The following is a 15,754-nucleotide window of genomic DNA, read 5'->3' on the forward strand; positions in this document are numbered from 1 at the left end:
CGGGCGGTGCGGACCGGCTCAGTCGTCCTCTTCCGGATCCTGGTTGGCCTCGGCGCCCAGCACGAACGCCTGCATGGCCAGCTCGTCGCCGGACGGCGAGACGAAGGCGGGCAGCTCGCGGGGGCCCAGCTCCTGCACGTACGCCCAGAAGAGCCGGACGGCCTCGGCCGGCGAGTCGGCCTCGATCGGCAGGTCGAGGCTGACCAGCCAGGTGCGCCGGGGCGGTGGTGGACCGAGCCGGTCGGCGAGCCCCCGGTAGACCGCCGGGTCGAGCGCGGTGACCGGCCCGTCGAGGGTGAGGTGGCCGGCCGGCAGCGGCTCGTCGAACGCCCGCCGGGTGTACGTCACCACCAGCGCCGCCTCCCGGTCGGACTGCGGGTCGTCCGGGTCCTCGGGCCGGGCGCCGGCCGGCGCGCTGACCCGGCCGAGCGCCACCAGCCGGACCGGCTCGTCGACGAGCACCGCCACCTCGTCACCGGGGCGGGGGCGAACGGTCTCGTCCAGGCCGGTCAGCTCGAGCGTGTCGTGGTGCACCAGCCGCTCGGCGTCGTAGCGGCCGGCGGGCAGCAGCACGGCCCAGGCGCCGGCGCCCGCCGCCCGGCTCGCACCGGCCGCTCTCTGCGCGGTGTCGGTCGTCATGCCCCCCATCCCATCACGCCGTCCCGGTCGGCCTCACGTGACAGCCGGCCAGGTGGTCGTCGACCATGCCCGTGGCCTGCATGAGCGCGTACGACGTGGTGGGCCCCACGAACCGGAAGCCGCGCTTCTTGAGCGCCTTGGCCATCGCCGTCGACTCGGGGGTGATGGCCGGCACCTCGGCGAACGAGGCCGGGCGGCTCGGTCGCCGGGACGGGGCGAACGACCACAGCAGCGCGGACAGGCCCTCGGGCAGCTCGGCGGCGGCCCGGGCGTTCGCGATCGCCGCCTCGATCTTGGCCCGGTTGCGGACGATGCCCGCGTCGGCCAGCAGCCGCGTCACGTCGGCCTCGCCGTAGGCGGCCACGGCGGGGATCCGGAACTCGTCGAACGCGAGCCGGAAGGCCGGGCGCTTGCGCAGGATGGTCAACCAGGACAGCCCGGACTGGAACGCCTCCAGCGTCATCCGTTCGTAGAGCACGTCGTCGCCGTGCAGCGGCTGGCCCCACTCGGTGTCGTGGTAGACGGCGTAGTCCGGGGTGCTGGCCCCCCATGCGCAGCGCGGCAGCCCGTCGGCGCCGATCACCAGGTCACTCACGGCCCACACGGTAGGCGAAACCTCCGACACCCCCATTGCCTCCCGGCCGGAGCCTGCCTATGGTGCAGGTTACCGACCGGTAGGGGCGCGGCCTCCGAGGGCACGCGGAGGCCGCGCCGTGGGCACCGACCGCGGGAGGCGGGCCATGAAGGAATTCCCGGACGTCATCGCCTGGTCGATCCCGGCCTTCGTACTGCTGGTGGTGCTGGAACGGATCTCCTACCTGCTGCACCGCGACGACGACGAACTGGGCTACGCCGCCGCCGACACCGCCACGAGCCTGGCCATGGGTCTGGGCAGCGTCTTCACCGACCTGCTCTGGAAGGTGCCGATCGCCGCCGCGTACGCCCTGCTCTACGCGCTCACTCCGCTGCGGGTCGCCGAGGTCTGGTGGACCTGGCCGCTGATCCTGCTCGCGCAGGACCTCTGCTACTACTGGTCGCACCGCGGCCACCACGTGATCCGGATCCTCTGGGCCGCCCACGTGGTGCACCACTCGTCGCAGCGGTTCAACCTCTCCACGGCACTGCGCCAACCGTGGACCAGCGTGACCGGCTGGATCTTCTACATCCCCATGATCCTCCTGGGGGTGCACCCGGCGGTGGTCGCGTTCGCCGGCTCGGTCAACCTGCTCTACCAGTTCTGGATCCACACCGAGCGGATCGACAAGCTGCCGCGCTGGTACGAGGCCGTGTTCAACACCCCGTCCCACCACCGGGTCCACCACGCCTCCCAGGGCGGCTACCTGGACCGCAACTTCGGCGGCATCCTCATCGTCTGGGACCGGTTGTTCGGCACGTTCGCCCCGGAGGGCGAGCGCTGCGTGTACGGCCTCACCAAGAACATCGGCACATACAACCCGATCCGTGTCGCGTTCCACGAGTACGCCTCGATCGCCCGCGACCTGCGGGCCGCCGCCGGCTGGCGGCAGCGCGCCGGCCATCTGTTCCGCTCGCCCGGCTGGCAGCCGGCCCCGACCGGACCGCTTCCGGCCACCGCGGCGCCGCCGCTGCCCAGCGCGTCCACCGCCGCGCCAGGCGGGTCGGCCGGCTGACGCGGCGGGTCGGCCGGCTGACGGTCAGGGCAGGCGGCCCTGCTCGACCAGGCGGCCGAACCGGCGCAGCGCCTGGGTCAGCCCGACCTTCGGGCCGGGCCAGAGCAGCGGCCAGGCGACCCGGCCGGCCGTGCCGCCGGGCAGGTGGAACCACTCGTGCCAGACAACCTGCGTCCGGTCCCGTGCCAGCGGCGTGCAGCGCAGGACCCCCGGCCCGCGCAGCAGCCGGCCGCAGTGCACCACACCGATCTCGTACGGCTCGTCGACCCGGACCACGCGCATCTCGTCGCGGAGTTCGGCCGGGCCGAGGGCCGTCACGGCCTCCACGAGGCTGCCCTCGCGCCCGTCGCCCTCGACCACGCGCACGCGGGTGAACGGGATCCAGTCCGACTGGCGTTCCCACGCCAGCAGCGCCGCGAAGACCCGCTCCGCCGGGGCGTCGACGATCACCGCGGCGGTGACCTCGGCGGCACCCGGTTGGGCCTCCCCGGGCAGGTCCTCCTCGCCCTCCGTCACACCGACTCCGAGCGCACCACCGTGCCCGGCTCGTCCGAGTCGTCCGCCGCCAGGCCGCCGCCCGGCGCGGCGCCGTCCGCGTCGGCTGGCGACGAGGTGGCCTCGGGCAGGGCCTCCATGGTGGCGGCGCTGTCGTCACCGTCGTCCGGCGCGGCCTCGGTGGCCAGGGCACCGGGCACGGCCACGACGCCCGCCGGCGGCGCCATGCCGGCGGCCTGCTCGCGCGCCCGCCGCAGGGCGTCCGCGTCCGTCGTACGTCCCTCGCGCAACGCGGCGACCTCCGCTTCCAGCACGCCGATCAGCTCGGACTTGTACCCGATGTCGTAGGCGGCGCGACGCATCGCCTGGTCCACCTGGCCCATCCGGTACCCACGCAGGGCGGTGTCGAACCGGACGTCCGCCACGTCCGACTCGTGCAGCGGGCGGTTGCCCGGCAGCGGTACGGCCCGCCCGTCGGGCTCGGTCGGCACGAGCCCCGGATCCCGGCCGGTGACCAGCACCGTCACCCCGAACACCACCGCCGCGACGGTCAACGCCACGACCAGCATGAGCAGAAGCTGACCCATGCACAGATCGTGGCATGCCGGCCCGGCCGGAGCGACCCCGCCACCGAGGCCGGCCCGGCGGACCGCACGGAGGCCCCGCCGGCCGACCGGTTAGCGTCGGGACCGGCCCGCGGCGCGGTACGGCGGCGGGAGGACACGGAAGGGAGGCGGCCATGGCCGGGGAGCTTCGGCTCGGTGGGCGCACGTTCGCCCCCGGCGAGCTGGTGGTGATGGCGATCGTCAACCGCACGCCGGACTCGTTCTTCGACCGGGGCGCCACCTTCGCGGCCGACAGCGCCCTGCGGGCCGTCGAGCGGGCGGTGGACGAGGGCGCCGGAATCATCGACATCGGCGGCGTGAAGGCCGGCCCGGGCGCCGACGTGGACGCCGCCGAGGAGATCCGGCGCACGGTCGACACGATCGCCGCCGTCCGGGCCGCGTTTCCCGACGTCGTCATCTCGATCGACACCTGGCGGGCCGAGGTCGCCGTGGAGGCCGTGGCCGCCGGCGCCGACCTGCTCAACGACACCTGGTCCGGGGCGGACCCCGCGCTGGCCCGGGTCGCGGCGGAGACCGGGGCGGGGCTGGTCTGCTCGCACGCCGGCGGTCTGGCCCCGCGTACCCGCCCGCACCGCGCCGCCTTCGACGACGTGGTGGCCGACGTGGTCGCCACGGTCACCGGGCTCGCCGAGCGTGCCGTGGCGCTGGGCGTACGCCCCGACGGGATCCTCATCGACCCGGCCCACGACTTCGGCAAGAACACCCGCCACTCGCTGGAGATCACCCGTCGGCTGGACGAGCTGACCGCCACCGGCTGGCCGCTGCTGGTCGCGCTCTCGAACAAGGATTTCGTGGGTGAGTCGCTGGACCTGCCGGTGACCGAACGGCTGGAGGGCACGCTCGCGGCGACCGCGGTCTCCGCCTGGTTGGGCGCCCGGGTGTTCCGCGCCCACCAGGTGCGTCCCACCCGTCGCGTGCTGGACATGGTGGCGACGATCCGGGGCGACCGCCCGCCCGCGGCCACCCGCCGCGGTCTGGCCTGATCCACGCCCGGGCGTAGGCGTCCCGCCCCCTCGGGGGCGGTTCAGGTCCAGCGCAGGATGTTGCGGCGCCAGGCGTAGAGGATGCCCAGCGCCAGCACGGCCACGAAGATCGCCATCTCGACGACCGTGACCAGCCCGAACCCGGGGCGGTCGAAGACCACGGCCCACGGGAAGAGGAACACCGCCTCGACCGCGAACAGCACGTAGAGATACGCGTAGACGTAGTAGCGGATCTGCATCTGGGCCCAGTCGCCGCCGACCGGGTCGAGCCCGCACTCGTAGCTCGTCCGTTTGCCGGGCGGATCAGCCGGACGGCTTGGACGTAACACCCGATTGGCCGAGAACGCCACACCGAAGAAGAGGACGCTGACGAGCAGCAGCAGCCCGAGCGTCGCGTACGAGCCCAGGTATCCGGTCACGGTCGGCAGCCTACCGTCCGGCGCCCGGGGACGTACCGAACACGTTACGGATTCGTTTCCGCCCGGGACTAGTGCCGCACGGCAAGCATTAACGACCATGAGGGACCCCACCCCTCACCACCGGAGGACGCATGGCCAGCGTGGACGTACCGCCCGAGCGGGCACGACGGCGCCCCGTGCCCGCGCTCGGGGTGGCGCTCGCGCTGGGCGTGCTCGTCGCGCTCGCCGGGCCCGGCTGGGCCACGGCCGCCGGCCCGGAGGCCAGCCCGGCCGCCGTGGTCACCGAGCCCGGCACCGATCCCGGCGGGGAAACCCCCACCGCCGAGCCGACCGGGCCGTCCCCGGACCCCACCACCCCGCCGCCGACCATCGATCCGCCCGAGGAGACCACTCCTCCGCCGCCGACGACCACGCCCCCGCCGCCGGCCACCACCGCGCCCGAGACGCCGCCTCCCACCACCACCGTGCCCACCCCCGCCACGAGCCGGTCCACCCGGCCGTGGACACCACCGCCGCCGCGGCCCCCGGCGTCGAGCGCCGCACCGGCGCCGACGCCGCTCGGCGTCCGGATCACCACGGGCGACGTCCGGCTGGGCCCCGGCTACTGGAACGCGGCCAGCACCGTCACCACCCTGCGGGTCACCGTCACGAACACCGGCCGCACGACCGAACGGATCCGCCTGTCGTACAGGCTCCCCGCCGGCCTCACCGACGCCGGCACGGCCGGCTGCGCGGCCAGCGGCGACCGCGCGTACCGCTGCGGCGAGTGGACGGCCGACGCGGGCGACCGGTTCAGCACCCTCGTCCGCGTCCGGGTCGCCGGCAGCGCCTGGCAGCGGATGCCGCTGAGCGGTTCGGTCACGGTCACCGCGAGCGCCCCCGGGGTGAGCGGGACGGCGCGCGACAACGAGGGCTTCGCGGTGCTCTTCCCGCCCGGCCCGCCGGTGCCCGGCATCACGCTCCAGGCCGACGAGGTCGCCTTCGACATCAGCGGAGGCGCGAGCGACCTCGCCGTACGGCTCGCCAACACCGGCACGGTCGACGCCGCCGGCCGGATCGACGTCGTCCTTCCCGCCGGGGTCTCCGTGCCGGTCCCGCCCGCCGGCTGCGCCACGGTCGACCCCGGCCGGACCCGCTGCGACCTCGGCACCGTCGCGGCCGGTCGCCGCGCCGACCTGCGCCTGCCCGTCGAGGCGACCCCGGAGGCACAGCGGGACGCCCCACTGGCCGGCGCCGTGGTCGGCCGGCTCGATCCGCGTAACGGGCGGACCCGGCAGGTGCAGATGAGCTTCCGGATCACCGCTGCGGCGGCGCTGGCCACCCCGGTGGCCGCAGGTCCCCTGCCGACCGGCTCGCAGGGCGTGCTGGCCGCCGACGACGTCCTGCCGGACCCGGCCGACGGCGGCTCGGGGCGGCGTACCGTGATGATCCTCATCGCCGCCTCGGCCCTGCTGGTCGTGCTGGCCCTCGGGCTGGCGACCACGTCGCTGCGGCGTCGGCTCACCGAGCCGCTGGCCGAGCCGTCGGCGGCACCGGGAGGTGACCTCCGGGTCGGCCGGGCAGACGCCGGGCCGGACATCGGCCGACGGTGATCTCGATTACGGCGGGCGACGCGAAACACCACTAAGTGGTGAATTTCACCCCCCGATTCGGTCCCAGTCGCCGAACCTCCGGGGAAGGTGACGGGTCGATCCGACGTAGGCTCTCAGGTGAGAAACCACATGCGGGCCGGGCCAGCCACGGCCGGCGCGGTGCAGCGGTGCGTCAGGGAGGTCACGTGGCCGGGCGAGGCGAGGTCACCCTGATGTCGGGCCGCCATCGCGCGCAGCGAAGCGAGGTGCAGGCGTGACCAAGCAGATCCGTCAACTGGACCGGGTGGTCATCCGGTTCGCCGGCGACTCCGGCGACGGCATGCAGCTGACCGGGGACCGGTTCACCTCGGAGACGGCCCAGCTCGGCAACGACATCTCCACACTGCCCAACTTCCCGGCCGAGATCCGGGCCCCCGCCGGGACGCTGCCCGGCGTTTCCAGCTTCCAGGTGCACTTCGCCGACTACGACATCCTCACGCCCGGCGACGCGCCGAACGTGCTGGTGGCGATGAACCCGGCCGCGCTCAAGGCCAACCTCGCCGACCTGCCCCGGGGCGCGGACATCATCGTCAACACCGACGAGTTCACCAAGCGCAACCTCGCCAAGGTGGGCTACCAGGTCAGCCCTCTCGACGACGACACCCTCGCCGGCTACGCGGTGCACCCGGTCGCGCTCACCACCATGACGATCGGCGCGCTCGCCGACCAGGACGTGTCCAAGAAGGACGCCGAGCGGGCCAAGAACATGTTCGCCCTCGGCCTGCTCTCCTGGATGTACTCCCGCCCGTACGAGTCGACGCTGCGGTTCCTGGAGCGCAAGTTCGCGGCCCGTCCCGAGCTGGTGGCCGCGAACGTCGCCGCCTTCCGGGCCGGCTGGAACTTCGGCGAGACCACCGAGGACTTCGCGGTCCGCTACGAGGTCAAGCCGGCGAAGATGCCGCCGGGCACCTACCGCAACATCACCGGCAACGCGGCGCTCTCGCTCGGCCTGGTGGCCGCGGGCGTCCGCTCCGGGCTGCCGGTCTTCCTCGGCGCCTACCCGATCACGCCGGCCTCGGACATCCTGCACGAGCTGAGCAAGCACAAGCGGTTCGGCGTGCTCACCATGCAGGCCGAGGACGAGATCGCGGCGGTCGGCGCGGCCCTCGGCGCCTCGTACGGAGGCTCGCTCGGCGTCACCACCACGAGCGGTCCCGGTGTCGCGCTGAAGAGCGAGACGATCTCCCTGGCGGTCGCGCTGGAGCTGCCGCTGGTCATCGTGGACGTGCAGCGTGCAGGGCCGTCGACCGGCATGCCGACCAAGACCGAGCAGGCCGACCTCAACCTGGCGCTCTACGGCCGCCACGGCGAGGCGCCGGTCGCCGTGATCGCACCGAAGTCACCGGCCGACTGCTTCTACGCGGCCCTGGAGGCGGCCCGGATCGCGCTCACCTACCGCACCCCGGTGATCCTGCTGTCGGACAACTACGTCGCCAACGGTTCCGAGCCGTGGCTGCTGCCCGACGTCGAGTCCCTGCCCGACCTGCGGGTCGAGTTCGCCACCGCCCCCAACGGGGAGGACGGCACCACCTTCCTGCCGTACCTGCGGGATCCGGAGACCCTGGCCCGGCCGTGGGCCATCCCCGGCACCCCCGGCCTGGAGCACCGGATCGGCGGGCTGGAGAAGGCCGACAAGACCGGCGACATCTCGTACGACCCGGCGAACCACGACTTCATGGTGCGCACCCGCTCCGCCCGGATCGAGACGATCCCGGTGCCGGACGTCGAGGTCGAGGACCCGGACGGCGACGCCCGGGTGCTGGTGCTCGGCTGGGGGTCGACGTACGGGCCGATCGGCGCCGCCTGCCGCGGTCTGCGCCAGCGCGGGCTCTCCATCGCCCAGGCGCACCTGCGGCACCTCGCGCCGATGCCGGCCAACCTGGGCGCGGTGCTGCGCGCGTACGACCGGGTCGTCATCCCCGAGATGAACCTCGGCCAGCTGGCGCACGTGATCCGCGCGAAGTACCTGGTCGACGCGATCGGCTACAACCAGGTCCGCGGCCTGCCGTTCACCGCCGCGGAGCTGGAGACGATGCTGGAAGAGGTCCTGAAGAATGTCTGAGCCCATCGCCCTCAAGCTCACCGCCAAGGACTTCAAGTCCGACCAGGAGGTGCGCTGGTGCCCCGGCTGCGGCGACTACGCGATCCTGGCCGCCGTCCAGCAGTTCATGCCCGAGCTGAACATCCCGCGTGAGCGGATCGTCTTCGTCTCCGGCATCGGGTGCTCGTCCCGCTTCCCGTACTACATGAACACGTACGGGATGCACTCGATCCACGGCCGCGCCCCGGCGATCGCCACCGGCCTGTCGGCCACCCGCCCCGACCTGTCGGTGTGGGTCGTGACGGGTGACGGTGACGCCCTGTCGATCGGCGGCAACCACCTCATCCACGCGCTGCGCCGCAACGTCAACCTCAAGATCCTGCTCTTCAACAACCGGATCTACGGTCTGACCAAGGGGCAGTACTCGCCCACCTCCGAGCTGGGCAAGATCACGAAGTCGACGCCGGTCGGTTCGGCGGACGCGCCGTTCAACCCGCTCTCGCTGGCGCTCGGCGCGGAGGCCACGTTCGTGGCCCGCACCATCGACTCCGACCGCAAGCACCTCCAGTCGGTTCTCCGGGCGGCCGCAGAGCACCAGGGTTCGGCGTTCGTGGAGATCTACCAGAACTGCAACATCTTCAACGACGGCGCGTTCGACCCGCTGAAGGAGCCGGCCACCCGGGACGACTTCCTCATCCGGCTGGAGCACGGGCAGCCCATCACGTTCGGCCGGGACGGGCAGTTCTGCGTGGTGCACCCGCCGGGCGGGTTCGGCCTGGAGGTACGCGAGACCGCGGCGACCAGCCCGGAGGAGATCGTCGTGCACGACGCGACGGTCACCGACCCGGCGTACGCGTTCGCGCTGTCCCGGCTGCCCGGCCTGGACCTGCGGAACACCCCGATCGGGGTGTTCCGCTCGGTGGGCCGGCCGTCCTACGACAGCGTGGTGCAGGAGCAGCTGGCCACCGCCCGGGCGACGGTCAGCGAGACGCCCGAGCAGCAGCTCGCCGGCCTGCTCAACAGCGGGGACACCTGGACCATCCTCTGACGCGGGCGGCGGGAGACCGCCGCCGCACCGGCACGCACGAAGCGGGCGGGTCGTTCCCACGGGAACGGCCCGCCCGCTCGTCGTAGCGGCCGATGGCACCGCTCAGGCAGCCGCCGAGGCGGGCACCCAGAGCTCGTCGATGGCCCGCTCGGCCGCGGCGAGGCTCTGCTCGTGCAGCGGGACCAGCTCGGCCATGGCCGGCACCACCGGTGCGAGCGTCAGCTCGGCGGTGATGAAGCGCGGCTCCAGGCCGGTCTGCGAGATGCCGTGCGGCAGCCACGGCTCGGCGTGGTCCCAGCCCTCCCGCGGGGTGCCCACGCCGTAGCCACCGCCGCGGCTGGCCACGACGACGAACTCGCGGTCGCCCAGCAGGCCGGCGCCGGTCGCCGGGTCGTACGCGATCCCGGGCGCGATCAGGTGGTCCACCCAGGTCTTCACGCTGCTCGGCGCGCTGTAGTTGTAGAGCGGCAGGCCCAGCAGGACCGTGGTGGCCTGCTTGACCTCGGCCACCAGCTGCTCGGTCAGCTCCCAGGACGCGCGCTGCGCCGGCGTGTGCTGGTCGAGCGGCGTCATCCGGGCGAGACCGCCCGCCTCGTCCAGGTGCGGCAGCGGGTGCTTGCCGAGATCCCGGTAGGTCACCGTGCCGTCCGGGTGGGCGGCGCGCCAGGCGGCGGCGGCGCGGGCGGTGAGCCGCCGGCTGGTCGACAGCTCCCCACGGATGCTGGAGTCGATGTGCAGAAGATGCGGCATGGGCTAATCCTCCATGGCTTGCGGATCGTTCGTGTAGCGCCAACTATTTATAGCAGGCACATGTTCCGCTCCGGAGGTAGACTGAGTCACATGGCTGCCGGGCCGGTCCACCAGAGGGAGCGCCACTCAGGCGCTCTGCTCGAATACCTCGCCCGGCGGATGCGCGTACGGTCGGAGTCGGTGCTGGCGCCGCTCGGCCTGCGCCCCAGGCACCTCGTCGCCCTCACCGTGCTGCGGGACACGGGCGACATCAGCCAGCAAGGCCTGGCCAGCACCCTTCAGATCGACGGCACGAACGTCGTGGGGCTGCTCAACGACCTCGAGACCGCTGGCCTGGTCGAGCGCCGACGTTCGCCGGAGGACCGCCGGCGCCACGTGGTGGCCATCACCCCGACGGGTTCGAAACGGCTCAACGAGGCCGAATGCGCGCTCGCCACCGCCGAGGACGACGTGCTCGGCGGGTTGCAGCCTGCGGAGCGCGACCAGCTCTACGACCTGTTGCGACGGGCGACCAGCGGCGCGGGCATCACCTGCGCGGAAGCGACCGCGGACGACCCCGACCCGCTCTGCTGACGCCCCGGAGCCCCGCTCGGCCCTGGGCGCGGGACGGAAGGATCAGACGGCGGGCGCCGACTGCGGGCGGTCGTCGCGGACGTGCACCAGCATGTCGCCGGTTTCGATCACCGCTCCGGCGCGGTCCGCGAGGGTGACCACCTTGCCGCGCCGGACCAGCGCGATGACGAGCGAGTCCAGGTCGCGCGGCGACCGGCCCACCTCGTCCCGCTCGGCCGACCGCATCGCGAGCGCCATCCCCTGACCCGGGGTGAGCAGGTCCTCGACGACGTCGATCAGCGGCGGCGCCGAGGTCGACAGACCGAGCAGCCGGCCCGCCGTGGCCGAGGAAACGATCACGTGGTGCGCCCCGCTCTGCTTCAGCAGCGGTGCGTTCTCCGCCTCGCGGGCGGCCGCGATGATCCGCACCTGCCCGGCGGTGAGCTGCCGGACGGTCAGCGCCACCAGGACCGAGGCGTCGTCGCTGTCGGTCGCGATGATCACCGCCTTGGCGGTCTTCACGTGCGCCTCGTTCAGCGTCGCCGAGCGGGTCGCCGAGCCCTCGATGGCGACCAGACCCGCCGCCGTGGCCTGCCGCAGCGCGGCCCCGCTGCGCTCGACGACGATGATCCGCGACTTGTCCAGCCCGTTCTCGAGCAGGGCGGAGACCGCGCTGCGACCCTTGGTGCCGTAGCCGCAGATGATGACGTGATCCTTCACGGTCTTCCTCCACCGCACCAGGCGACGGCCGGTCCGGTACTGCTCGGTCAGGACTTCGAGAGTGGTGCCGACCAGGATGATCAGGAAGATCACCCGGGCCGGGGTGATGTAGACGACGTTCACGAGCCGGGCGCCCTGGCTGACCGGGGTGATGTCGCCGTAGCCGGTGGTGGAGAGAGTCACCACCGCGTAGTAGAAGCAGTCGAGGAGGGTGAGCCCGTCCTCGTTGACGTCGCGGTATCCGTCGCGGTCGACGAAGACCACGGCCACGGTGACGAAGACGAGGGCGAGCGCGGCGGCCAGCCGCAGGCTGAGCGCGCTCAGCGGGCCGCGACGCTGCGCAGGGAAATGGATCACCCTCGAACCTGCTCCGTCGGCTGCACGCCCACAACATAGCGGGTACGGCGGAATCCGCACGTCCGGGTGGTCGACCCGGGCAACCGGATGCGGTACCGGACCCGACTACCAGTCGACGATGACGACCCGGCCGAGGCCGGCGGACGGAGAGGGCCGATTGCCCGTGGAGACGAGCGGTGGGCGCGCCGCCGGAGCCGACGCGGAGTTCACCGACTTCGTCGGGTCCCGGATGGCGCATTGGCGGCGGACCGCGTTCCTGATGTGCGGTGACTGGGACCGCGGCGACGACATCCTGCAACGGGTGCTCACCGAGCTGTACCGCAACTGGACCCGGGCCCGGCGGGCGGAACACCCGGACGCGCTGGTCCGCACGATGCTGCTGCGGCGACTGCTCGACGATCGGCGCCTGCGCTGGACCCGGGTGGTGCTCGGCGCCACCCTGCCCGAACGGCAGACCGAACCGGTCGACCCGACGGAGCGGATCACGCTCGTCGGGGCGCTGCGCCAGGTCCCACCCCGGCAACGCGCGGTGCTGGTGCTCCGGTACTTCCAGGACCTCAGCGTCGAGGAGACCGCCCGGGCTCTCGGCTGCTCGACAGGAACCGTCAAGAGCCAGGCGGCGAAGGGCCTGAACGCCCTGCGTGCCCTGCTCGGTCCCGCGCCGGCCGGGCGCTGAGAGGAGCGACGATGCTGGACGAACGTGAACTGAGCGCCCTCCTGCGCGCCGAGGTCGACTCGGCGGAGCGACCCTCCACAGTGCTCGACGTCGGGCGGGCGATGGCCACCGGCCGGCGACAGCGTCGCCTCGCCCGGTCGACGGGGGCCGCCCTGGCGGTCGGCGTCCTGGTCGCCGCCGGGCTGACCGTTCCCGGCGTGCTGGGGCCCGACCGGCCACCCGCGCCCGCCGACACCGCCGCGCCGGGCCGCGCGACCGCCCTGCCGGCGGCGCTGACCGTCGTCGAACCGGACGTGGTGTACGTCCGCTTCGGCTGGCTTCCGGAGGGGGTGCGGCACCTCCAGTACCAGGCGGGACTGCTGCTGTCCGGTCCCGGTGTCCACCTGGCCGCTTCCTTCAACGAGACGGGCGAGCCCTGGCGCGGCGCCACGGTGGACCTGTTCCCGAAGGGCGCGCAGCCACCTGCGCCGCAGCTCGACGACGGGAGCGCCGCCCCGCTGCAGGGCACCCACGCCGGGCCCGACCTGCATGGTGGGCCGAGCACCTTCGTCTCGTACGCGGGGACGCAGCGGTCCGAGGCGATCCTGCGCTGGCAGTACGCCCCGGACGGGTGGGCCCAGGTGCGGGTCCTCGGTCTCCCCGGCGACCCCGAGGACACGGCCGGACGGGTGGCCCGGACGTTGACCTTCGGGCAGGAGGTGCTGCCCATGCCCGTGACCCTGAGAGGCGTTCCGGACACGCTGCGCCCCATCACCGGCGACGTCACACTCGATTTCCACGAACCCGGCTCCTGGTACGCCGGCATGACGTGGTCGCCCGAGCCGCCGGACGCCGACCCCGGCCAGCAGCGGGCCCGCACCCTGAACGTGGGCTTCTGGCCGTACCGGCCGGCCACGGACCCGAACGGCAAGGGGTACGTCGATCCCAACACCACCATCGACGGGCACCCGGCGGCGCTCACCGGCGAGGGTGGCATGGAGTCGCTGACGGTCTACGGCGTCGCGGGGATCAACGTGTCGATCGACGACGACGGGCTGTTGCCGGGCGGCAGCCGGGCTCTCTTCCGCCGGCTCGGCATCGGCCCGAGCGCCGCCGACTGGCTGCCGCACCTGTACCGGTGAGCGTCCCGGACGGGCGTCCGCCGGCGCGGATACCCGTCCGGGGCGGTCCGGGCCGGTGGCAGCGGGCATGATGGGGGTGGTCCCGGACGACGAGGCGTGGAAGTGAGGCCGGCATGTCGTTGCTGCGACGGGTGATCGGTGGGGTGCTGCGCCGGCTTCGGCTGCGCCAGGGCCGCACCCTGCGGGAGGTGGCCCAGGCCGCCGGGGTGTCCGTGCCCTACCTCTCCGAGGTGGAACGCGGGCGCAAGGAGGCGTCCTCCGAGGTGCTCGCGGCGATCTGCCGGGCGCTCGGCATCCACCTCTCCGAGCTGCTCGAGGAGGCACGGGACGACCTGCGGCGCGTCGAGCCCCGCGTGCCGGCCGCGCCCCGCTCCGGGCCCGCCACGCTGGTGCCGGCGCCCCGGCCGCAGAGCGGGCCGGACCTGCGGCTCGGTCCGCGTACGCCGCGGGCGATGCTGCACCGCGGGCCGGGCGCGGGTGGGCCCACGCTCCGGGTCGGCGTGTCCGCCGCGCCGGCCGGGCGGCCCGGCCCGCGCAGCGCCGCGCTGCTCGCCTGCGGGCGGGCCCGCGCCGGCCGGCTCACCGCCGTCTGACCCCGACCGGTTCTGCCGGCGGCGAATCTGCCGCCGGCAGAATCGCTGGGGCCGCGACCGCCACCGCGCGCACGCTGGAGAGGCCGGTCCCCCGGGCGGTCCCGCCGCCCGCCGGCACGGTGGAAGGCGGACGCGATGATCGGGTACGACGCGGTGCGGATGCTGGACGGCGGGCAGCCGTCCTTCGGTGACCAGGTGTTCGAGCGGTTGCTGAAGGAGCGCATCGTCTTCCTCGGCACGGAGGTCACCGACGCGTCGGCCAACCAGATCTGCGCGCAGATCCTGCTGCTCGCCGCCGAGGACCCCGACCGCGACATCTTCCTCTACATCAACTCGCCGGGCGGCTCGGTGAGCGCGGGCATGGCCGTCTACGACACCATGCGCTACGTCCGGAACGACGTGGCCACGCTGGCGATCGGCTTCGCCGGATCGATGGGGCAGTTCCTGCTCTGCGCAGGGACGGCCGGCAAGCGCTACGCCCTGCCGCACTCGCGGATCATGATGCACCAGCCGTCGGGCGGGTTCGGCGGGACGGTCGCGGACATCACGATCCAGGCCGAGAACATGCTGCGCGTGAAGCGGTCCATGCAGGAACTGATCGCCCGGCACAGCGGCCGCTCCCTGGAGGAGATCCAGCGGGACTGGGACCGGGACCGCTGGTTCACCGCCGAGGAGGCCCGGGAGTACGGGCTCATCGACCAGGTGATCACCGGCGTGGACGAGCTTCCGGGAAGCTGAGCGGTGGCGGCCGGCGATGGTCCCGCCGGCCGTCACCGCTCACCCGGAACAGGGCAGGCGCGATGGTTCCTCCGTCAGGAGCGACATCGACAAGAGTCGGCGAGCGGCGGCGGACGCGCCCCCTCACTCGCGTCCGACACCGACAGCCGCAGGAATGCCATGACCTGCCGATCTCGATAGCCGGAGCCTATTCCGGTCGGGAATCCCTCGCTGGGGCGCGCGACCCCAGCGTATTCGCGTGATTTCTCGTTACATCGGGCGGCGGCCGGCGCGTGGGCCCCTGGTACGCCGCCGCCGCCCGCCGTCAGCGGGCGTCGTAGCGGGCCCGCGCGGCCTCCACCTCGGCGAGGTGGCTGGTGGCCCAGACCTCGAGGCCGGAAACCAGGTCGAGCAGGCTGCGGCCCAGATCGGTGAGGGCGTAGTCGACCCGGGGCGGTACGGAGGCGTGCACCTCGCGAGTGAGCAGCCCGTCGCGCTCCAGGCCACGCAGCGTCTGAGTCAGCATCTTCTGGCTGATGCCGTCGATGCGCCGGGCCAGGTCGCCGTACCGCTTGACCCCGTCGGCGAGGGTGAGCACCACCAAAACGCTCCACCGGTCGCCGATCCGGTCGAGCACCTGCCGGCTGCCGCACTTTCGGTCGTAGACGTTCGGTTCCACCTCTTGACTCTCCCAGCGTGGGTTACGCACTTCAAGGTGCCTACTCTCCAACGGGAAG

The 15,754-nt window shown here is 73.3% G+C and carries 18 protein-coding genes; 10 read left to right on the top strand and 8 right to left on the bottom strand.

Annotated elements, in window-relative coordinates; all coding sequences use genetic code 11:
* Positions 1–18: 18 nt before the first annotated feature.
* A complete protein-coding gene (locus D7193_RS08375) occupies positions 19–639 on the bottom strand; it encodes a hypothetical protein (RefSeq protein ID WP_120778699.1) in 621 nt (206 codons plus the stop codon).
* A gap of 13 nt (positions 640–652) precedes the next feature.
* Entirely contained in the window at positions 653–1,234 is a 582-nt protein-coding gene (locus D7193_RS08380; RefSeq protein WP_174242564.1) for a DNA-3-methyladenine glycosylase I, read from the bottom strand.
* A 145-nt stretch (positions 1,235–1,379) separates the two neighbouring features.
* On the opposite strand from D7193_RS08380, the gene D7193_RS08385 reads away from it, so the two are divergent.
* Entirely contained in the window at positions 1,380–2,288 is a 909-nt protein-coding gene (locus D7193_RS08385) for a sterol desaturase family protein (RefSeq protein ID WP_120778701.1), read from the top strand.
* Positions 2,289–2,312: 24 nt separating this feature from the next.
* Here D7193_RS08385 and D7193_RS08390 read toward each other — a convergent pair whose 3' ends face one another.
* The gene (locus tag D7193_RS08390; RefSeq protein WP_120778702.1) at positions 2,313–2,804 is read right to left on the bottom strand and encodes an SRPBCC family protein; all 492 of its coding nucleotides are present in this window, start codon (positions 2,802–2,804) and stop codon (positions 2,313–2,315) included.
* On the bottom strand, positions 2,801–3,370 hold the full coding sequence (locus D7193_RS08395; RefSeq protein ID WP_120778703.1) for a DivIVA domain-containing protein: 570 nt from the start codon (positions 3,368–3,370) through the stop codon (positions 2,801–2,803). The genes D7193_RS08390 and D7193_RS08395 overlap by 4 nt, the downstream gene beginning before the upstream one ends.
* A 152-nt stretch (positions 3,371–3,522) precedes the next feature.
* Between D7193_RS08395 and folP the strand changes: the two genes are divergently transcribed.
* Positions 3,523–4,392: a dihydropteroate synthase gene (gene folP / locus D7193_RS08400; protein WP_120778704.1), complete on the top strand. Its 870-nt coding sequence runs from the start codon at positions 3,523–3,525 to the stop codon at positions 4,390–4,392.
* Between the two features lie 41 nt (positions 4,393–4,433).
* Here folP and ndhC read toward each other — a convergent pair whose 3' ends face one another.
* The gene (gene ndhC, locus D7193_RS08405) at positions 4,434–4,811 is read right to left on the bottom strand and encodes an NADH-quinone oxidoreductase subunit A (RefSeq protein ID WP_120778705.1); all 378 of its coding nucleotides are present in this window, start codon (positions 4,809–4,811) and stop codon (positions 4,434–4,436) included.
* A 131-nt stretch (positions 4,812–4,942) separates the two neighbouring features.
* Here ndhC and D7193_RS08410 point away from each other — a divergent pair, with 131 nt between their 5' ends.
* The 3 genes from D7193_RS08410 to D7193_RS08420 all read left to right on the top strand — a co-directional run bounded on the left by D7193_RS08410 (position 4,943) and on the right by D7193_RS08420 (position 9,531).
* Positions 4,943–6,403, top strand: a complete 1,461-nt coding sequence (locus tag D7193_RS08410) for a hypothetical protein (protein ID WP_120778706.1) — start codon at positions 4,943–4,945, stop codon at positions 6,401–6,403.
* Between the two features lie 253 nt (positions 6,404–6,656).
* Positions 6,657–8,504 (top strand): 2-oxoacid:acceptor oxidoreductase subunit alpha, encoded by a 1,848-nt coding sequence (locus D7193_RS08415; protein WP_120778707.1) that lies wholly within the window; start codon positions 6,657–6,659, stop codon positions 8,502–8,504.
* Positions 8,497–9,531: a 2-oxoacid:ferredoxin oxidoreductase subunit beta gene (locus tag D7193_RS08420; RefSeq protein ID WP_120778708.1), complete on the top strand. Its 1,035-nt coding sequence runs from the start codon at positions 8,497–8,499 to the stop codon at positions 9,529–9,531. The genes D7193_RS08415 and D7193_RS08420 overlap by 8 nt, the downstream gene beginning before the upstream one ends.
* A 102-nt stretch (positions 9,532–9,633) precedes the next feature.
* Here D7193_RS08420 and D7193_RS08425 read toward each other — a convergent pair whose 3' ends face one another.
* Positions 9,634–10,281, bottom strand: coding sequence for an FMN-dependent NADH-azoreductase (locus D7193_RS08425; RefSeq protein WP_120778709.1), 648 nt, complete (start codon positions 10,279–10,281; stop codon positions 9,634–9,636).
* A gap of 90 nt (positions 10,282–10,371) precedes the next feature.
* Between D7193_RS08425 and D7193_RS08430 the strand changes: the two genes are divergently transcribed.
* On the top strand, positions 10,372–10,854 hold the full coding sequence (locus D7193_RS08430) for a MarR family winged helix-turn-helix transcriptional regulator (RefSeq protein WP_120778710.1): 483 nt from the start codon (positions 10,372–10,374) through the stop codon (positions 10,852–10,854).
* A gap of 42 nt (positions 10,855–10,896) precedes the next feature.
* On the opposite strand, the gene D7193_RS08435 is transcribed toward D7193_RS08430, so the two are convergent.
* The gene (locus tag D7193_RS08435; protein ID WP_120778711.1) at positions 10,897–11,910 is read right to left on the bottom strand and encodes a potassium channel family protein; all 1,014 of its coding nucleotides are present in this window, start codon (positions 11,908–11,910) and stop codon (positions 10,897–10,899) included.
* Between the two features lie 163 nt (positions 11,911–12,073).
* Between D7193_RS08435 and D7193_RS08440 the strand changes: the two genes are divergently transcribed.
* From D7193_RS08440 to D7193_RS08455, 4 genes are all read left to right on the top strand, one after another.
* Positions 12,074–12,586: a SigE family RNA polymerase sigma factor gene (locus D7193_RS08440; protein ID WP_338324083.1), complete on the top strand. Its 513-nt coding sequence runs from the start codon at positions 12,074–12,076 to the stop codon at positions 12,584–12,586.
* An 11-nt stretch (positions 12,587–12,597) separates the two neighbouring features.
* A complete protein-coding gene (locus D7193_RS08445) occupies positions 12,598–13,707 on the top strand; it encodes a hypothetical protein (RefSeq protein ID WP_120778713.1) in 1,110 nt (369 codons plus the stop codon).
* A 113-nt stretch (positions 13,708–13,820) separates the two neighbouring features.
* Positions 13,821–14,300 carry a helix-turn-helix domain-containing protein gene (locus tag D7193_RS08450; protein ID WP_120778714.1) on the top strand — a complete coding sequence of 160 codons (480 nt, stop codon included), beginning with the start codon at positions 13,821–13,823 and terminating at the stop codon, positions 14,298–14,300.
* A 135-nt stretch (positions 14,301–14,435) separates the two neighbouring features.
* The gene (locus D7193_RS08455; protein ID WP_120778715.1) at positions 14,436–15,038 is read left to right on the top strand and encodes an ATP-dependent Clp protease proteolytic subunit; all 603 of its coding nucleotides are present in this window, start codon (positions 14,436–14,438) and stop codon (positions 15,036–15,038) included.
* 304 nt (positions 15,039–15,342) lie between these two features.
* Here the strand turns inward: D7193_RS08455 and D7193_RS08460 are convergent, their stop codons facing one another.
* On the bottom strand, positions 15,343–15,696 hold the full coding sequence (locus D7193_RS08460; RefSeq protein WP_120778716.1) for a winged helix-turn-helix transcriptional regulator: 354 nt from the start codon (positions 15,694–15,696) through the stop codon (positions 15,343–15,345).
* Positions 15,697–15,754: the final 58 nt, after the last annotated feature.

This window comes from Micromonospora costi (assembly GCF_003626655.1).
Lineage (GTDB): Bacteria > Actinomycetota > Actinomycetes > Mycobacteriales > Micromonosporaceae > Micromonospora > Micromonospora costi.